Annotated in this window: 15 protein-coding genes and 1 riboswitch; of the genes, 7 read left to right on the top strand and 8 right to left on the bottom strand. The window is 68.0% G+C overall.

Features of this window, described 5'->3' with window-relative positions; genetic code table 11:
* The first annotated feature begins 116 nt into the window (after positions 1-116).
* From ON43_RS33280 to ON43_RS33290, 3 genes are all read left to right on the top strand, one after another.
* Complete coding sequence (locus ON43_RS33280; protein WP_040813894.1) at positions 117-1,448, top strand: GlnX family signal transduction membrane protein; 1,332 nt, start codon at positions 117-119, stop codon at positions 1,446-1,448.
* Positions 1,445-2,431 (top strand): glutamate ABC transporter substrate-binding protein, encoded by a 987-nt coding sequence (locus ON43_RS33285; RefSeq protein ID WP_040813896.1) that lies wholly within the window; start codon positions 1,445-1,447, stop codon positions 2,429-2,431. The genes ON43_RS33280 and ON43_RS33285 overlap by 4 nt, the downstream gene beginning before the upstream one ends.
* Before the next feature lie 98 nt (positions 2,432-2,529).
* Positions 2,530-4,890: a serine/threonine-protein kinase gene (locus tag ON43_RS33290; protein WP_373283516.1), complete on the top strand. Its 2,361-nt coding sequence runs from the start codon at positions 2,530-2,532 to the stop codon at positions 4,888-4,890.
* 222 nt (positions 4,891-5,112) lie between these two features.
* Here the strand turns inward: ON43_RS33290 and ON43_RS33295 are convergent, their stop codons facing one another.
* From ON43_RS33295 to fgd, 3 genes are all read right to left on the bottom strand, one after another.
* A complete protein-coding gene (locus tag ON43_RS33295) occupies positions 5,113-6,309 on the bottom strand; it encodes an acetate kinase (RefSeq protein ID WP_040813898.1) in 1,197 nt (398 codons plus the stop codon).
* Positions 6,306-8,387, bottom strand: a complete 2,082-nt coding sequence (pta, locus tag ON43_RS33300) for a phosphate acetyltransferase (RefSeq protein WP_040813899.1) — start codon at positions 8,385-8,387, stop codon at positions 6,306-6,308. Before pta ends, ON43_RS33295 begins: the two co-directional genes overlap by 4 nt.
* A 225-nt stretch (positions 8,388-8,612) precedes the next feature.
* On the bottom strand, positions 8,613-9,620 hold the full coding sequence (fgd, locus tag ON43_RS33305; RefSeq protein ID WP_040813901.1) for a glucose-6-phosphate dehydrogenase (coenzyme-F420): 1,008 nt from the start codon (positions 9,618-9,620) through the stop codon (positions 8,613-8,615).
* Positions 9,621-9,917: 297 nt separating this feature from the next.
* Here fgd and ON43_RS33310 point away from each other — a divergent pair, with 297 nt between their 5' ends.
* Positions 9,918-10,676: an HAD-IIA family hydrolase gene (locus tag ON43_RS33310; RefSeq protein ID WP_083913896.1), complete on the top strand. Its 759-nt coding sequence runs from the start codon at positions 9,918-9,920 to the stop codon at positions 10,674-10,676.
* 13 nt (positions 10,677-10,689) lie between these two features.
* Here the strand turns inward: ON43_RS33310 and ON43_RS33315 are convergent, their stop codons facing one another.
* The 5 genes from ON43_RS33315 to ON43_RS33335 form a co-directional block, all read right to left on the bottom strand.
* Positions 10,690-11,151 (bottom strand): MarR family winged helix-turn-helix transcriptional regulator, encoded by a 462-nt coding sequence (locus tag ON43_RS33315; RefSeq protein ID WP_040813905.1) that lies wholly within the window; start codon positions 11,149-11,151, stop codon positions 10,690-10,692.
* A complete protein-coding gene (locus ON43_RS33320) occupies positions 11,148-11,789 on the bottom strand; it encodes a type 1 glutamine amidotransferase family protein (protein WP_040813908.1) in 642 nt (213 codons plus the stop codon). Before ON43_RS33320 ends, ON43_RS33315 begins: the two co-directional genes overlap by 4 nt.
* A gap of 47 nt (positions 11,790-11,836) precedes the next feature.
* Positions 11,837-13,051 (bottom strand): O-succinylhomoserine sulfhydrylase, encoded by a 1,215-nt coding sequence (locus ON43_RS33325; RefSeq protein ID WP_040813910.1) that lies wholly within the window; start codon positions 13,049-13,051, stop codon positions 11,837-11,839.
* Positions 13,048-13,470, bottom strand: coding sequence for a rhodanese-like domain-containing protein (locus ON43_RS33330; RefSeq protein ID WP_040813913.1), 423 nt, complete (start codon positions 13,468-13,470; stop codon positions 13,048-13,050). The genes ON43_RS33325 and ON43_RS33330 overlap by 4 nt, the downstream gene beginning before the upstream one ends.
* A 14-nt stretch (positions 13,471-13,484) precedes the next feature.
* Positions 13,485-13,601, bottom strand: a riboswitch (SAM riboswitch).
* A 62-nt stretch (positions 13,602-13,663) separates the two neighbouring features.
* Positions 13,664-14,113 carry an Rv0361 family membrane protein gene (locus ON43_RS33335; protein WP_040813915.1) on the bottom strand — a complete coding sequence of 150 codons (450 nt, stop codon included), beginning with the start codon at positions 14,111-14,113 and terminating at the stop codon, positions 13,664-13,666.
* A gap of 240 nt (positions 14,114-14,353) precedes the next feature.
* Between ON43_RS33335 and ON43_RS33340 the strand changes: the two genes are divergently transcribed.
* The 3 genes from ON43_RS33340 (at position 14,354) to ON43_RS33350 (ending at position 17,891) form a co-directional block, all read left to right on the top strand.
* Entirely contained in the window at positions 14,354-15,760 is a 1,407-nt protein-coding gene (locus ON43_RS33340; protein ID WP_040813917.1) for an FAD-dependent oxidoreductase, read from the top strand.
* An 86-nt stretch (positions 15,761-15,846) separates the two neighbouring features.
* The gene (locus ON43_RS33345) at positions 15,847-16,716 is read left to right on the top strand and encodes an amidohydrolase family protein (protein ID WP_040813919.1); all 870 of its coding nucleotides are present in this window, start codon (positions 15,847-15,849) and stop codon (positions 16,714-16,716) included.
* Between the two features lie 77 nt (positions 16,717-16,793).
* The gene (locus ON43_RS33350; RefSeq protein WP_040813921.1) at positions 16,794-17,891 is read left to right on the top strand and encodes a CaiB/BaiF CoA transferase family protein; all 1,098 of its coding nucleotides are present in this window, start codon (positions 16,794-16,796) and stop codon (positions 17,889-17,891) included.
* Positions 17,892-17,895: the final 4 nt, after the last annotated feature.

Below are 17,895 nucleotides of genomic sequence, written 5' to 3' on the forward strand. Positions count from 1 at the left end.
TCCCGCCCCGCGGGGCACACCGCGGGGATTCCCGCGTCACGACGGAGGTACGTCCACAATAAGCTCATCCGGACGTAGCAAGTTGGTCGTTCGTTTTCGGTCATTGGGAGGTGAGGATGGCTCGTACCGAGGAGTCGATGGTGGCGGAGCCGTCCCCGCGCGCGGCCGGTCCGGTCTGGCGGGAACGCCTCGCGACCACGGAACTGCGCTCCTTCGCGCACTCCTCCCCCGCCAAGCTGATCGCCGTCGGGCTGGTCCTGCTGTGCCTGTGCGTGACCGCCGGCATTGTCACCGCGACCGCGGTGACCAACCGGCAACACGCCCTGGACGTGCTGCTCACCGAGTCCGAGCCGGACGCGTATTCGGCGCAGCGGCTCTACACCTCGCTGTCGGTGGCCGACGCCTCGGCGGGCACCGCCTTCATTTCCGGTGGGCTGGAGCCCAAGCCGGTGCGCGACCGCTACAACCAGGCGGTCGGCGAGGCGGCCGCCGAACTGGTGACCCAGTCCAATCGCAGTGACGGGGACTCGGATACGCATCTGCGCAGCGGCATCGCCACCGGACTGCCGGTGTACGCGGGCATCGTGGAGACCGCGCGGGCCAACAATCGCGGCGGGGAGCCGGTCGGCGCGGCCTATCTGAGCGAGGGCTCCAACCTCATGCAGAAGACGCTGCTGCCGATGGCGCAGGAACTGCAGGAGCATCGGTCCGCGGCCATCACCGCCACCCAGCGCAATCACGTGCGGCCGCCGTGGCCCGCCATCTATCTGCCGCTGATCGCGGTGGCCGCGCTGATCGCGGCACAGCTGTTCCTGTTCCGGCGCTGGCACCGGGTGCTCAATCTCGGCCTGCTGCTGGCCAGCGGGACCATGGTGGTGCTGTTGTCCTGGACGGTGGTCGCGGGCATCATCTCCGCGGTCGACACCACCCACGCCCGCGACGACGGCAGCATCCCGACCGCCGCGCTCACCGAGAGCCGCATCCTGGCCCAGCAGGCCCGCACCGCCGAGACCCTCAAGCTGGTGCGCCGCGACACCAGCGCCGACTACGACCGCACCTACGACCAGGCCATCGGGAAATTGCGGAATATCCTGTCCGGCTACGGATCCGACAAGCCCGGCGCCAACGATGTGAAGACCGCCGCGGCCGCCCTGGACCGCTGGCGGGCCGCGCACCAGCGCATGAACGACGCGCTGTCCAAGGGCGACTTCCTGGGAGCGGCCGCCGTCGCCACCGGTCCGGGGGCGAACGAGGCCACCGCCCAGACCGACGCGCTGGACCGCGCCCTCGGCGACGGCATCGGCGACACCCGGAACATGTTGCGCGCCGACACCTCTCACGCCGCGCGCACCCTCGACCTGCTCGGGCCGGGCGCGCTGGTGCTGAGCACCGCGGCCGCCGTGCTCATCGCCGCCGGACTCTGGCCGCGACTGCGGGAGTACCGATGACGCGAAGACGGATCCGATTGCTCACCGCGGCCGCGCTGTCCGGGGCCGTGTTGTTCACCGCCGCCTGCGGCGACGACAGCCCGCCGCCGCCCGCGCCCTCGACCCGGGTGCCGAGCTATATCGAACCGCCGCTGCCCTCGGGAGCCGTTGCGGCGCAGACCCAGTCGACCCTGCCGCCCCCGCCCCCGGAGTGCGGGGACGCGACCGCGAGCCTGCGGCCGAACGGGACGAACAGCGGGCCCGATATCGATGCCATCCGGGCACGCGGCCGACTCTTGGTCGGACTGGATCCGGGCAGCAATCTGTTCAGTTTCCGGGATCCGACCAGCGGCACGCTGGCGGGCTTCGACGTGGACATCGCCAAGGAGCTGGCGCGGGATCTGCTGGGTGATCCGGGTGCGATCGAGTACCGGATCCTGAGTTCGGCCGACCGCGAGAAGGCCCTGGTCGAGCACACCGTGGATGTCGTGGTGAAGACCATGACCATCAATTGCCAACGGCGGCAGACGGTCACCTTCTCGACGTCTTATCTGCAGGCGCATCAGCGGGTGCTGACCGTGCGCGACTCCGGGATCGCCGGGCTCGCCGATCTGGCCGGGCGCCGGGTGTGCGTGGCCAGCGGCACCACCTCGCTCGACCTGATCCGCCGCCAGCAGCCCGCCGCCTCCATCCTCACCGTGCCCGGCTGGGCCGACTGCCTGGTGGTGCTGCAGCAGCGGCAGGTGGACGCGGTCAGCACCGACGACACCGTGCTGGCCGGGCTCGCCGAACAGGATCCGGCCACCGAGGTGGTCGGGCCCAACCTGAGCACCGAGCAGTACGGCATCGGCATCTCCAAGGGCTCCGACGATCTGGTCCGCTTCGTGAACGGCACGCTGGAACGCATTCGCGCCGACGGCACCTGGAACCGGCTCTACCGGCGCTGGCTGTCCACCGAATTGGGTGACGCGGCCGTGCCACCGCCCCCGAGGTATCAGGACTGACGATGACCACACCGTCCGATCCGAACCATCCCGAGCCCCGCGAGACCGGCGGGGCGGACGACGATGGCACCCGGGCCGTCGAGCGGCCCGAGCCGGGCATGGGACCGCACTGGCCGGCGCGAACCGAGGTCACGGCGCGGCCCGAACCCGACGGTGCCAGTACGGAACTCGAGGCAACGGAGGCCACGCGCCGGACCGAGCTGACGCCGCGGACCGAGCTCACACCGCGCACCGAGGCGACGCCACGCCCGAAGGACGAGGCACCGGATAATTCGGACGGGGAGACGCGGACGCCCACGCGGCCGTCGCAGCGCACGGCGCGGATGACGCGGCCGCGGCCGGCGGTGCGGCGGCTCGGGGCCGGGCTGGTGCCGATTCCCACGGTGGAGCCGGTGGATCCGGAGAAGGCCGTGCTGGAGGATCCGGTGGTCGCCGAGGGGCGGCGCTTCTGCTGGCGGTGCGGCAAGCCGGTGGGGCGGGCCACGCCGACCGCGCCGGCGACGACCACGGGCACCTGCCAAACCTGCGGTGCGCCTTATGATTTCCGGCCGTCGCTGCATCCGGGCGATCGGGTGGCGGGGCAGTACGAGATCCAGGGTTGTATCGCGCACGGCGGACTGGGCTGGATCTACCTGGCCATCGACCGGAATGTGAGCGACCGCTGGGTGGTGCTCAAGGGCCTGTTGCACGCCGGTGACGCCGAGGCGCAGGCGGTCGCGGTGGCCGAGCGGCAGTTCCTGGCCGAGGTGGTGCACCCGAGCATCGTGAAGATCCACAACTTCGTGGAGCACGCCGGTGCGGACGGGGAGCCCATCGGCTACATCGTGATGGAGTACGTGGGCGGGCATTCGCTGCGCGATCTGCTCGACCATTACGCGCCCGACCGCATGCCGGTCACGGTGGCCATCGCGTATCTGCTGGAAATCCTTCCGGCACTGGACTATCTGCATTCGGTCGGGCTGGCCTACAACGACCTCAAGCCCGACAACATCATGATCACCACCGATCGGGTGGAGCTCATCGACCTGGGCGCGGTCAGCCAGTTCGAGGCGTACGGAAACCTGTACGGCACCAGGGGATTCCAGGCCCCGGAGATCGCGCACACCGGGCCCACGGTGGCCTCGGACATCTACACCGCGGGCCGCACTCTGGCCGTGCTCACCCTGCACCTGCCGATGGAGCGGGGCGCCTATGTGGACGGCATCCCGGATCCCAAGGACGAGCCGATCCTGGCCCGGCACCAGTTCCTGTACCGGCTGCTGCTGCGCGCCACCCATCCCGATCCGGATCAGCGCTTCCCCTCGGCCCGACTGCTGGGCACCCAGCTCACCGGCGTGCTGCGCGAGATCCTGGCGGTGGAGACGGGCAATGAACATCCGCAGCTGTCAACGCTTTTCAGCCCGCCGCGCACCAGTTTCGGCACCGGCGAACTGATCGCGCAGACCGACGGCATCATCGACGGCATCGCCCGCGACACCCTGCTCCAGCCCGGCGATGTGGTGGCCGCGCTGCCGGTGCCGATCATCGATCCCGGTGACCCGTCGGCCCCGCTGCTGGCCGGTGCGGCGCATCCCGAACCGCGCCACGCCCTCGACGAGCTACGCCACGCGCGGCAGCGGGCCGCCGCCGAACCGGGCGGTGCGCCCGAGACTTTCGAGCTCGAGGTGACCCTCGCCGAGGCCCGCGCGCACCTGGATCTCGATGAGCCCGCCGCCGCGCGCATGCTGTTGAACCGTCTCAGCGACGAGCCGCAGCCGCCCGCGCCCGACTGGCGCATCGACTGGTATCTGGGCCTGACCGAGCTGCTGGAGCTGGAGTACGAGCTCGCGTTCGCCCGTTTCAACGCGGTGCTCGAGGCGCTGCCCGGTGAGATCGCACCCAAGCTGGCGCTGGCGGCCACCGCGGAACTGATTCTGCAGCATTGGGATTCGCCGGATCCGGAGGAGTGGCGGGCCTACGCCGAGAACTACTACGCGACCGTGTGGCGCACCGATCGGGGCGTAGTGAGCGCCGCGTTCGGGCTGGCGCGCCAGCTGGCGGCGGCCGGGAACATCACCGCGGCGGTGCATGCGCTGGATCAGGTGCCGCCCGCGTCGCGGCACTACGCCGAGGCGCGCATGACGGCCATTCTCATGCTGCTGACCTGTGCTCCCGCAGCGGATCTGGATGAAGCGACGCTGCAGGTGGCGGCGGCACGGGTGCAGAATCTGCCGCCCGGTGAGGGTCGTGCGGCACAGCTGCGGATTCTGACCCTGGGCATCGCGCTGGGCTGGGTGCAGGCCGGGAAGCGGCCGAAGTCGGCCAGCGCCAAGCTCTTCGGGTCACCGTTCACCGAACGGGATCTGCGGCGCGGCATCGAGACGGGTCTGCGCGGGCTGGCCCGTTCGGCGCCCGCGCGCACGCATCGCTACGCGCTGATCGATCTGGCCAATGCCGTACGCGCGAAATCTTGGTTCTGAGACCGGAAAGGGCCCGTGCCGCCTGCGGCGATCTCGGGGGCAGCCTGAGATCACGGGAACGGCGAGGGAAGGGTCGATCCCTACCGCAGTTGTGCGTGGTGCGACACGGGTTCCGGTGGACCTGGGAGGAACCTCGGTCCATCGATCACAATGCCAAAGACATCGTGATTATTTCGTGAAGAAGGGGTTTCAGGGGAAGCCCCTGAGAGCCCGAGAGTTGCCTTATCCGACCAGGTTGGCGGCAGCACGGGCAATCGCGAGTTCTTCGTTGGTCGGCACGACCAGAACCGAGATCGCCGAGTCGTCGGTCGAAATGCGCCGGGCCACTCGGGACCGCTCGGCATTTCGCGCCTCGTCGATGCGGATGCCGTAGTTCTCCAGCCCGGCCAGCGCCTCGGCGCGCACGTGGGCGTCGTTCTCGCCCACACCGGCGGTGAAGGTGATGGCGTCCACCTTGCCCAGGTCGATCAGGTACGCGCCGATGTAGCGGCGCAGCCGGTGGATGTAGACGTCGAACGCCAATTTGGCGGTGGGGTGGCCGGTTTCGATGAGCTGACCCAGCTCGCGGAAGTCGTTGACCCCGGAGATGCCCTTGATGCCGGAATGCCGGTTGAGCAGATTGTCGACATCGTCCACGCTCATGCCCGCGGTGCGGATGAGATGGAAGATGATGCCCGGATCCAGATCACCGGAGCGGGTGCCCATGACCAGGCCCTCCAGCGGGGTCAGGCCCATGGTGGTGTCCACCGCCTGCCCGGCCCGCACGGCCGAAGCCGACGCGCCGTTGCCCAGGTGCAGCACGATCTGATTCAGCGCGGCGCGATCCTTGCCGAGGAACTCCGCCACCTGGCCCGACACATAGTCGTGCGAGGTGCCGTGGAAGCCGTACTTGCGAATACCGTGCGCAGCAGCGGTTTCCGCGTCGATGGCGTAGGTCTTGGCGGCGGCGGGCAGGTTGTGGAAGAAGGCGGTGTCGAACACCGCGACCTGCGGCACGTCCGGCAGCAGCGCCCGCGCGGATTCGATGCCGATGACGTTCGGCGGATTGTGCAGCGGCGCAAGCGAAGACAGGTCGATGATCGCCTTCACCACATCGTCGTCGATGAGCGTGGGCTGGTAGAAGACCTCGCCGCCGTGCACCACCCGGTGCCCGACCGCGCCCAGATCGGCGTGCGCCAGATCCTGGCCCGACGCGCTGAACAGGTCGAACACCACGTGCAGACCCGCCGCGTGATCGGCCAGCGGCCCCTTGTACTCGAAGGTCTCGCCACCGCACTTGTGCTCGACGGTCACGACGTCGGAGGCGACGTCCTCACCGATGCGCTGCACCACCCCGGAGGCGACGACCTCGGCCGATTCCGGTTCCAGCAGTTGATATTTGATGGACGAGGAACCGGAGTTGATCACCAGTACCTTCATTGCGCCTCCTGTTGGGCTTGAATGGCGGTGATGGCGACGGTGTTGACGATGTCCGCGACGAGCGCGCCGCGCGAGAGGTCGTTGACCGGCTTGCGCAGACCCTGGAGCACGGGGCCGATGGCGACCGCTCCGGCGCTGCGCTGCACCGCTTTGTAGGTGTTGTTACCCGTATTGAGATCCGGGAAGATGAAGACCGTCGCCTGACCCGCCACGGCGGAGTTCGGCAGTTTGGTCTTTGCCACCGCGGGTTCGATCGCGGCGTCGTACTGAATCGGGCCCTCCACCAACAGTTCCGGGGAACGGTCGTGGACCAGCTTGGTCGCGGCGCGGACCTTGTCGACATCCGCGCCGGAACCGGATTCACCGGTGGAGTACGAGAGCATGGCCACGCGCGGATCGATGCCGAACTGGGCGGCGGTGCGCGCGGAGGAGACCGCGATATCGGCCAGCTGGTCCGAGGTCGGGTCCGGGACCACGGCGCAGTCGCCGTAGACGAGAACACGATCCGCGAGGCACATGAGGAAGACGCTGGACACCGTGGAGACGCCCGGCGTGGTCTTGATGATCTCGAAGGACGGCCGGATGGTGTGCGCGGTGGTGTGCGCCGCACCGGAGACCATGCCGTCGGCGACCCCCATATGCACCATCATGGTGCCGAAATACGAGATGTCGCTCATGAATTCGCGGGCGCGGTCCACCGTCATGCCCTTGTGGGCGCGCAGGCGGGCGTACTCCTCGGCGAATTCGTCACGCAGCGGACAGGTCTTGGGGTCGAGCACCTCGGCGGCGTCGATGTCCACGCCCAGCTCGGCGGCGCGGCCGCGCACGGCCGCCTCCTCGCCGAGGATGGTGAGATCGGCGATCTTGCGCTGCAGGACGCGGCCGGCGGCGCGCAGGATGCGGTCGTCGTCGCCCTCGGGCAGCACGATGCGCTTGCGGTCGTTGCGGGCCCGCTCGATGAGCTGGTACTCGAACATCTGCGGGGTGACCACGTCCGGAATCGGAACCTCGATCTGCGCCAGCAACTCTCGCGGATCGACCCGCTCCTCCATGACAGCCAGCGCGGTGTCCACCTTGCGGATGCTGGACAGCGAGACCCGGCCGCGAGTGAGCGCGGTGGCCTTGGCGGTCTCGAAGGTGCCCAGATCAGTGGACAGGATGGGCAGCTTGGGCTTGAGACCCGCCATCAGCCGGGCGATGGACGGCTCGGGCAGCATGCCGCCGTTCATGATGATGCCCGCCAGCGACGGGAAGCCTTCCGCCTCATGGGCGTTCACCAGGGCGAGCAGCACATCGGAGCGGTCGCCGGGGGTGATGACGGCGACGCCGTCGGTCAGGCGCTCCAGAATGTGCTCGGCGGTCATGCCGCCGACGATGACCTCCAGGGCCTCGCGCTGCATGAGTTCCGGGTCGCCGCTGTACATTTCGCCGCCGATGGCGTCGCGCAGTTCCTCCATGGTCGGGGCCTGCAGCAGCGGCACCTCCGGCAGCGCCCAGGACGGCACGGCCGCAACCTTTTTCAGCACCTCGGCGTCGGCCTCGATCTGATCGGGCTCGCAGCGGTTGGCGACGACGGCGACCAGCTTGGCGTGCTCGGCCACCAGCTCGCCGCGGCACAGCTCGACCAGCTGGCCCAATTCGTCGGAGGTGCGGCCGATTCCGCGCACCACCAGCAGCACGGGCGCGCCGAGGTTGACCGCGATGCGGGCGTTGTAGCGCAGCTCGCTGGGGCTGGCGACATCGGTGTAGTCGGAGCCGACGATGAGCACGGCGTCGCACTGCTTGGCGACGGCGTGATAGCGCATCACGATCTCGCTGATCGCGGCGTCCGGGTCCTCGTGCACCTGTTCGTAGGTGACACCGATGGCCTGGTCGTAGTCCACATCGGAGGTGGAGTGCTCGAGCAGGAGTTCGAGGATGTAGTCGCGTCCGGTCGCCGACCGGGTGATGGGGCGGAACACGCCGACGCGGGGCGTCGTCGCGGCAAGTGCTTGAAGGACACCGAGTGCCACCGTCGACTTGCCGGTGTCGCCCTCGGGGGAGGCGATGTAGACGCTGGAAACCGGTGAGGCAGCCATGAGCAGAAGACTACCGACCGTTTTTGGCCGATTTCCGCGTCTGGCCGGCAACACGTCAAGCGCGTTTGGTTATGCACATTTGATATGAATCCGTCAAGACCCGTTCGACCGGCCGTTTCCCGCCGCCTCGACACCTCGACCCCGGCGCGGGAGACTGCAATCACATGACATATGTCCCGCTCCGGGGCCGGTTTTACCCCGTCATTCCGAGGCGCGTCACACCCTTCAGAGGGCGCGCAGCCGGGGCGCCAGATCGCGCTGGAACAGGTCCAGGAAGCGGCGCTGATCGTGACCCGGTGCATGGAACACGAGGTGGTTGAGGCCCGCGTCCAGGTACGGCTTGATCTGCTCGACGGCCTGGTCCGGATCGCTGGCCACGATCCAGCGCTTGGCGATCTGCTCGATCGGCAGCGCGTCGGCCGCGGCCTCCATCTCGATCGGGTCGGTGATGGAGTGCTTCTGCTCGGCGGTCAGCGACAGCGGGGCCCAGAAGCGCGTGTTCTCCAGCGCCAGAACGGGATCGGTGTCGTAGGAGATCTTGATCTCGATCATCCGGTCGATATCGTCGACGGTGCGGCCGACCTTGGCAGCGCCCTCCGCGACGGCCGGCATCAGCTTCTCGGTGTAGAGGTCCATGCCCTTGCCCGAGGTACAGATGAAGCCGTCACCGGCACGACCGGCGTAGCGGGCCACCAGTGGGCCGCCCGCGGCGATGTAGACCGGGATGCCGTCCTTGGGCACGTCGTAGATCGAGGCCCCGACGGTCTTGTAGTACTGGCCGTCGAAGTCGACGCGCTCACCGGTCCACAGCGCGCGCATGAGATCCACGGATTCGCGCAGGCGCGCGAAACGCTCCTTGAACTCCGGCCATTCGCCGGTGTAGCCGGTGGCGATCTCGTTGAGCGCCTCGCCCGAGCCGACGCCGAGCATGATCCGGTCCGGGTACAGGCAGCCCATGGTGGCGAAGGCCTGCGCGATGACCGCCGGGTTGTAGCGGAAGGTCGGGGTCAGCACCGAGGTGCCGAGCTGGATGCGCTTGGTGCGCTCGCCCACCGCGGCCATCCAGGCCAGCGAGAACGGGGCGTGCCCGCCATTGTGCCGCCAGGGCTGGAAATGGTCGGAGACGGTGGCGGAGTCGAGGCCGTGCGCCTCCACCTCCACCGCGAGCTCCACCAGTTCGCGCGGGCCGAACTGTTCCGCGGACGCCTTGTAACCGAGCTTGAGGTCCTTCACCTGGGCACTCCTGTCGCCTTGCTGCGCTTGGGTTGTGCGGGCCAACCTCCCGCCGGTCGTCCGCGGCGCCGGGCGCCGCAAACGGACTTACCTCGCACCATAGTCAGCGGCGGGAGGCGGTGCGGCAGGGGTCACACCCAAGACGTCGAACCCCGGGTCGGGGAACGGTATTCCAGGGATCGGACTGGTCGGGTGGTCGGTAAGAGCAGGAATATATGAGCGTTCGGGTCCGGGATAGCGGAGAATGTGCGCGTGACCAACTCGAGCGCAGATCCGATCCTTTCCTACCTGACTGACATGGACGGCGTCCTGGTGCACGAGAACCACCTGGTGCCCGGGGCCGACCAGTTCCTCGCCGAACTGCGCGACAACGACATCCCGTTCCTGGTGCTCACCAACAACTCGATCTACACCGCGCGCGATCTGCAGGCCCGGCTCAAGCACACCGGCCTCGACATCCCGGTCGATTCCATCTGGACCTCGGCGCTGGCCACCGCGACCTTCCTCAACGATCAGCGCCCGGGCGGCACCGCGTACGTGGTCGGCGAGTCCGGTCTCACCACCGCACTGCACGAAATCGGTTACATCCTCACCGATTCCGATCCGGACTACGTGGTCCTGGGCGAAACCCGCACGTACTCCTTCGAAGCCATCACCACCGCCATCCGCCTGGTCGCGGCGGGGGCGCGCTTCATCGCCACCAATCCGGACGCCACCGGCCCGTCGCGCGAGGGCATCCTCCCGGCCACCGGCTCGGTCGCGGCCCTCATCACCCGGGCCACCGGCAAGGAGCCCTACTACGTCGGCAAGCCCAATCCGCTGATGATGCGCTCGGCGCTGCGCCGCATCGGCGCGCACTCGCAGTCCACCGTCATGATCGGCGACCGGATGGACACCGACGTCATCGCGGGCCTGGAGGCGGGCATGCGCACCATCCTCGTCACCACCGGCATCTCCACCCCGGCCCTGGTCGAGCAGTTCCCGTACCGCCCGACCACCATCCTGCCGTCGGTCGCGGCACTGGTCGGCAAGACCAAGGATCCGTTCGCGCCGTAGGTCGGGGATTCGATCAGGCCGCGTCCGTCGCGTGGTCCTCGAGCGCTTCGAGGGCGGCCGACAGGTCGGTCAGCGCGTCCACGATCTCGGCCAGCCGCTGCTTACCCAGTTGTGCCGTAAGGCGTTTCGCGTAGGCCGCGTGCTGCGGATCGATGCGCCGGACCGCGTCGTGACCGGCCTCGGTGATGGCGACCAGCTTGGCCCGCCGATGCGCCGGATTCGGGCGGTACTCCGCGAATCCCTTGTCCACCAGCAGATCCGCGACGCGCTGCACGCTCTGCCGGGTGATGCCCATCTCGCGCGCGATGCCCGCCACCGGCAGCGGCTCGTGCAGCACCGCGCCCAGCACCTGCCACCACGCGACCGTGATTCCGGCGGGCTTGGCCAATTCCTCGGCGATGGCGAGGAATTGGCCGTTCAACTTGAACGAGGTGACCGCCGCGGTGGCGAAGAGCTGCTGCCCGGTCCGGCTCATCGGGCGGCCGCCTGCTGCTGCTCGTACTCGTACAGCTCGTAGAAGCCCGCCGGATCGTTGTTTCCGTAGAGCTTGTACCAGGACTCCAGCACGTGCGGCTCGAAGATCTCCAGCCTGGCGAAGATCTCGCGGGCGAGGTCGACCGGGCGGGTGCCGGTGGCGGTGATCAGATCACCGTCGGTGACCGCGGTCTTCGCAACATAGTGCTCGGCGCCCGAATAGCCGGAGTAGGCAAGGTATCCCGGGTCATTGCTGGTGTGCGGCCGATCGTCGAGCAGCCCTTCCTTCGCCAGCCCGAAGGTCGCACCGCAGATGGCGGCGACCGGGACCCCGGCGGCCAGGAACTCCCGAGCCTTGCGCGCGAAGACGCCGATCGGAGACTCCGGATCGAACTCGGTCCCGAGTCCGGGGAGGATCAGCATGGCGCTGTCAGCGGGCTTCAAATCGTCGATCACGAGATCGGGCAGGACCCGCATGCCGCCCATCGAGGTAACCGGATCGGCGGTGATGCCAACCGTTTTCACCTGCCAGGCACCGGGTTCCCGATGCCAGAGTTCACGGTTGATGTGTGCGGTCGCATGACCCACCTCCCAATCGGAGAAGGTGTCGTACACGGCCATATGAACGGTTTTCAACATGACAGTATGCTGTCAAAGATGACAGCATACTGTCAATGACCGTTAGTCTAGCTAAGCGCGTGATCCAGGTCGTTGAGCAGATCCTCGACGTCTTCCAGACCGATCGAGATTCGGACGACCCCGTCCGTAATACCCACGGCCGCACGGCCTTCCGGCCCCATGGCCCGGTGGGTGGTGGTCGCCGGATGGGTGATCAGCGTCTTCGCGTCACCGAGGTTGTTGGAGATGTCGATGATGCGCAGGCGGTTCAGGACCTCGAAGGCGCGCTTCTTGGCCTCGTGCTCGGGGGCCTTCAGTTCGAAGGTGATCACCGTGCCGCCGCCGGACATCTGGCGCTTGGCCAGCTCGTACTGCGGATGCGAGGACAGGAAGGGGTACTTGACCCAGGCCACCGCCGGGTGGGTCTCCAGGAACTGGGCGATCTTCAGGGCGGAGTCGACCGACTGGCGCAGGCGCAGCGGCATGGTCTCCAGGCCCTTGAGCAGGGTCCAGGCATTGAAGGGGCTCAGGGCCGGACCGGTGTGGCGCATGAGGTTTTTCACCGGGCCGTCGATGTAGTCCTGCGGTCCCAGGATCGCGCCGCCGAGCACCCGGCCCTGGCCGTCGATGTGCTTGGTGCCCGAGTAGACGGTGATGTCTGCGCCCAGATCGAAGCCGCGCTGTAGCAGCGGGGTGGCGAAGACGTTGTCCAGCACCACCTTCGCGCCCGCCGCGTGCGCCAGATCGGAGACCGCGCGCACATCGGTGAGGGTCTGCATGGGGTTCGAGGGGGTCTCGAAGAAGACGGCCTGGGTGGGGACGGACAGCGCCTGCTCCCACTGGTCCAGGTCCTCGCCGTCGACGAAGACGGTCTCCACGCCCCAGCGCGGCAGGATCTCGTTGGCCACCACGAAGCAGGAGCCGAACAGGCTGCGCGCCGCGACCAGCCGGTCACCGGCGGACAGCAGCGCGCCCAGCGCGGTGAATACCGCCGACATGCCCGACGCGGTCGCGAAACAGGCTTCCGCACCGTCGATCAGGCGCAGCCGCTCCTCGAACATGGCGACCGTCGGGTTGCCGTAGCGGGAGTAGACGAAGTGCTCGATATCGCCGGTGAACGAGGCCTCGGCGGCCTCGGCGCTCTCGTAGACGAAACCCGAATTGAGGAACAGCGCCTCGGAGGTCTCGTCGAAACCGGAACGGCGGGTGCCGCCGCGCACGGCCTGCGTGGCCGGGCCGACGCCCTCGGGCAGCGGCTTGTCGAAAGAGCCACCGGTGATCATGACTGCCTCCACGGAAGTCCGTCGGCGCGCCAGCCGGTGCTGCCGCGATGACCTTGGCCGTCCAGCGCACCCTCGAAGCCGTCGACCACGTTGAAGGACGGGGTGATGCCGACCGTGGTGGCGGCGGTGGCCGCACCGATCGAGCGCTGCCCGGAGCGGCAGATGAACAGCACCGGCGCGTCCGAATCCTGCGGACGATCCGCGAGGGCCTGCTTCAACTGGTCCACGAAGCGGGCATTGGGCGTGCCGGTGGCGTCGACCCATTCGATCAATGCGGTCGGCCGGCCGATGCCGCTGGTGTCGGGCACCCCGACGAATCGCCATTCCGCGTCGGTGCGGACATCCACCAGCACCGCATCCGGATTGTCGCGCAACAGTTCCCACGCCTGCTTCGGCGTGATGTCACCCGCGTAGCTCACCTGTACCTCCTGTGAATCCGCACTTGCCGCATCGCGTGCTCGATGCGTGGCCAGGTCGTCACCCGGAGCACCCCACCGCGGAGGAGGGTTGCCGACCAGCCAGCCGGGGCTTGGCGCTGGTACTCATGACCTGGGATGAGAGTGCCGAAAAAACAGCCGCCGTGTCAAACCCCGGCCACGACTTCGGACCTTGTCACGAATTGCAGACCAACCAGCGGGAATTCTCCCGGGTGAAGTGCCAGGTCGAGGTGGACTGGGCGCCGCCAGTGCTCACGGTGACCTGCGCGGTGGCGTTGTCGCCGTCGACGGCCGAGTCGGTCAGCTTGTCGAAGCTGATGGTCCCGCCGGTCGCCGCCGCGATCTTCAAGGGCGAGTTGTTCTCGTCGAATCCCTTGCAGGCCAAGGCCGGTTCGTATTTGCCGGTATCGCTGCGGGACTGCACGAAGGCGACCGCCGCGGACGCCAGGCGATCGCGATCTGTGACATTCTTCTCAACCGGGGAGACCAGCGTGGCTATCACGATGCCCAGGATCACCACCGCGATGACACCGGCGGCGACCAGGAACGGCCACATGCTCCGGGTTTCGTTCTGATCGATCGGGATCGGGGTCTGCTGCTCCACTGTCTCCTCGGCGTCGCTCATGGGTAGATCATGCCTGGCATTCGGGCAGTTTCACCGCCCGCGCGCAGAGGGTCCCGTGCGCCATCGATAGAATCAGCAGAATTTCCGCCCCGGTGCGGGAATAGCAGGACAACGCAGCAACGCTGCAGCGTCGGGGGCCAATGGAGGTCGCCGAAGCCAGGGCGTCAACTTAGCCTAAGCTAAGAACGACGGCTAAGTTCAGACGGCAAGTTAGTTTCGACCCAAAGGGTGCGCGGAAGAATGACCGAACAGAGTGCAGCGACCCGCCCGCTACGCATTGCGATCGTGGGCGCAGGACCGGCCGGTATTTACGCCGCCGACGCCTTGATGAAGTCCGACACCCCGGCCGGTTTCACCGGGGTGAGCATCGACCTGTACGAGCGCATGCCCGCGCCCTTCGGCCTCATCCGCTACGGCGTCGCGCCCGACCACCCGCGCATCAAGGGCATCATCACCGCGCTGCACAAGGTCCTCGACAAGGACGCGGTCCGCCTGCTCGGCAATATCGACTACGGCACCGACATCACCCTCGAGGACCTGCGCCAGTTCTACGACGCGGTCATCTTCTCCACCGGAGCCAATGCCGACCGCGCACTGGAGGTTCCGGGCATCGACCTGGACGGCTCCTACGGCGCCGCCGACTTCGTGTCCTGGTACGACGGGCATCCGGACGTGCCGCGCACCTGGCCGCTGGACGCGGAGAAGGTCGCCGTCCTCGGCGTCGGCAATGTCGCCCTGGACGTGGCGCGCGTGCTGGCCAAGACCGGTGACGAACTGCTGCCGACCGAGATCCCGCCGAACGTCTACGACGGTCTCAAGGCCAACAAGGCCCTCGAGGTGCACGTGTTCGGCCGCCGCGGTCCCGCGCAGGCCAAGTTCACGCCGCTCGAGCTGCGCGAACTCGACCACTCGCCGACCATCGAGGTCATCGTCGATCCCGAGGACATCGACTACGACGAGGGCTCCGAGGCCGCGCGCCGGCACTCCAAGCAGGTCGACATGATCTGCAATACGTTGGAGCAGTGGGCCATTCGCGATGTCGGCGACCGCCCGCACAAGCTGTTCCTGCACTTCTTCGAGAACCCCTCGGAGATCCTCGGCGAGAACGGCAAGGTCGTGGGCCTGCGCACCGAGCGCACCCAGCTCGACGGCACCGGAAACTGCAAGGGCACCGGCGAATTCAAGGACTGGGACATCCAGACCGTGTACCGCGCGGTCGGCTACCTGTCGCAGAACATCCCCTCGCTGCCCTTCGACGACCAGGCCGGCACCGTGCCCAACGAGGCCGGTCGCGTGCTGGTGAACGAGGACGCCGACGGCAAGGACCGCTACGAGCCCGCCACCTACGTCACCGGCTGGATCAAGCGCGGCCCGGTCGGCCTCATCGGCCACACCAAGGGCGACGCCAACGAGACCATCGCCTGCCTGCTCGACGACGCCGCGGACTTCGTCCCGGCCGCCAAGCCGGAGCCCGAGGCCGTGACCGAGTTCCTCGAGGGCAAGGGCATCCCGTTCACCACCTGGGCCGGCTGGTACCGCCTCGACGCGCACGAGCGCGCCCTCGGCGAGCCGCAGGGCCGCGAGCGGGTCAAGGTCGTCGAGCGCGAGGACATGCTGGCCGCCTCCGAGCCGGACAAGGTGCTCTAGGCTCGGCAAGGTGCGCTGACCAGCGCGAATCCGCCTGGCGGACAAGGTTGTCCGCACATGTCACCGTTCTGAGGCATGCTGATCACGTGTTCGATGCCCATCTCCACATCTTCGATCCGCGGTTCCCGCTGGTCGAGAACGAGGGCCACCTGCCCGACCCGTACACCATCGCCGACTATCGCGAGCGCATGTCCCGCTTCGATATCGACGGTGGTGCCGTGGTCAGCGGGTCCTTCCAGGGCACCGATCAGAGCTACCTGCTGGCGGCCCTCGACGCGCTGGGCGAGGGCTGGGTGGGCGTCACCATGCTGCCCGTGGACGCCCCGGACGCGCAGATCATCGATCTGAATCGCGCCGGGGTGCGGGCCATCCGGTTCAACCTCAAGCGCGCGGGCGGGGACATCGTCGGGCTCACCATGCTGGCGCTGCGGGCCTACGAACTGGCCGGATGGCATGTGGAGCTCTATATCGACGGGTCCATGCTGGGCTCGCTGGAGCCGGTCATCACCAAGCTGCCCAAGCTGTCCATCGACCACATGGGCATGTCCGACGAATGCCTGCCCTACCTGCTCAACCTGGTCGACCGGGGAGCCAAGGTGAAGGCGTCCGGCTTCGGGCGGGTGTCGATGAATGTCGGTGCGGCACTGCGCAAGATCCACACCGTGAACCCCGAGGCCCTGATGTTCGGCACCGATCTGCCGGGCACCCGGGCCGGGCGGCCGTTCCGGGACACCGATATCTCGCTGATCGCCGACTCGGTCGGCTCCGATCTGCACAAGGTGCTGGAAGACAATGCCCGCGCCTTCTACGGGCTGCCCGCCAAGGAACGCACCCTGGAGGATCCCGAAACCGCGCGCATGGCCTCGGGCGAGCTCCCCACCCTGCGCCTCCCACGCTCGGAACTGCCGAAACTGCCTCCTCCGGATACCCTGCCCCTCCCGATCGTCGATCGCTGAATCCGCGTTATTGTCATAGCGTCAACACCGGTTCTGTGAGCCGGTGCGCAGGATTCGACGATGAACCGAGGTAGGGCGTGAGCACTCCATCCACCGCCAAGCAGGGCCCGCTCGCGGGCATCCGAGTAGTCGAACTGGCCGGCATCGGCCCCGGTCCGCACGCGGCACTGCTGCTCGCCGATCTCGGCGCCGACGTGGTGCGGGTGCAGCGGCCGGGCGGGTTCCCGGGCTTCATGGAGCGCCCGCAGTGGCGTGGCCGCACCATCGTCGAGGCCAATCTGAAGGATCCGGCCGATATCGAGAAGGTGCTCGGGCTCATCGAAAAGGCCGATGTGCTCATCGAGGGCTTCCGGCCGGGCGTCACCGAGCGCATGGGCCTGGGCCCGGACGCCGCGCTGGAGCGCAATCCGCGCCTGGTCTACGGCCGCATGACCGGCTGGGGCCAGTACGGTCCGCTGGCCGACCGCGCCGGGCACGACATCAACTACATCTCGCTGACCGGCGTGCTGAACGCCATCGGCCGCAAGGGCGAGCGCCCGGTCCCGCCGCTGAACATGGTGGGCGACTTCGGCGGCGGCTCCATGTTCCTGGTCTTCGGCATTCTCGCCGCCCTGGTTGAGCGCCAGAACTCCGGCAAGGGCCAGGTCATCGACTCGGCCATGATCGATGGCGCGCTTGCCCTCTCGCACATGATCTGGGGCATGAAGGGCATGGGCCTGTGGTCCGACGAGCGCGGCACCAACCTGCTCGACACCGGCATGGCCTTCTACGACACCTACGAGACCTCCGACGGCAAGTACATGGCGGTCGGCTGCATCGAGCCGCAGTTCTACGCGGAACTGCTTGCCGGACTGGAGATCTCGCCCGAGGGGCTGCCCCACCAGCTCGACCCGGCGGGCCAGGACCAGCTGCGCAAGCTGTTCACCGAGAAGTTCAAGACCAAGACGCGCGACGAGTGGTGGGCGGTGTTCGAGCACACCGACGCCTGCACCACGCCGGTGCTGACTTTCACCGAGGCGGAACAGAATCCGCACATCCAGGCGCGCACCGGGCTCATCGAGATCGACGGCGTCGTGCAGCACGCGCCCGCGCCGCGCTTCTCGCGCACCCCGTCGGGTGTGCCGACCCCGCCCCCGAACGAGGGCACTCCGATCGAATCGGTTTGGGCCGACTGATTTT

Origin of the sequence: Nocardia concava NBRC 100430, assembly GCF_000308815.1 — a bacterium.
In the GTDB taxonomy this organism is placed as follows: Bacteria; Actinomycetota; Actinomycetes; order Mycobacteriales; family Mycobacteriaceae; genus Nocardia; species Nocardia concava.

Bases quoted from the DNA above. Each gene is read 5' to 3' on its own strand.
- ON43_RS33310 (WP_083913896.1), top strand. From the start codon at position 9,918: ATGGACGGCGTCCTGGTGCACGAGAACCACCTGGTGCCCGGGGCCGAC.
- ON43_RS33295 (WP_040813898.1), bottom strand. From the start codon at position 6,309: ATGAAGGTACTGGTGATCAACTCCGGTTCCTCGTCCATCAAATATCAA.
- ON43_RS33285 (WP_040813896.1), top strand. From the start codon at position 1,445: ATGACGCGAAGACGGATCCGATTGCTCACCGCGGCCGCGCTGTCCGGG.
- ON43_RS33335 (WP_040813915.1), bottom strand. From the start codon at position 14,113: ATGAGCGACGCCGAGGAGACAGTGGAGCAGCAGACCCCGATCCCGATC.
- ON43_RS33320 (WP_040813908.1), bottom strand. From the start codon at position 11,789: ATGTTGAAAACCGTTCATATGGCCGTGTACGACACCTTCTCCGATTGG.
- ON43_RS33325 (WP_040813910.1), bottom strand. From the start codon at position 13,051: ATGATCACCGGTGGCTCTTTCGACAAGCCGCTGCCCGAGGGCGTCGGC.
- ON43_RS33290 (WP_373283516.1), top strand. From the start codon at position 2,530: ATGGGACCGCACTGGCCGGCGCGAACCGAGGTCACGGCGCGGCCCGAA.
- pta (WP_040813899.1), bottom strand. From the start codon at position 8,387: ATGGCTGCCTCACCGGTTTCCAGCGTCTACATCGCCTCCCCCGAGGGC.
- ON43_RS33315 (WP_040813905.1), bottom strand. From the start codon at position 11,151: ATGAGCCGGACCGGGCAGCAGCTCTTCGCCACCGCGGCGGTCACCTCG.
- ON43_RS33280 (WP_040813894.1), top strand. From the start codon at position 117: ATGGCTCGTACCGAGGAGTCGATGGTGGCGGAGCCGTCCCCGCGCGCG.
- ON43_RS33340 (WP_040813917.1), top strand. From the start codon at position 14,354: ATGACCGAACAGAGTGCAGCGACCCGCCCGCTACGCATTGCGATCGTG.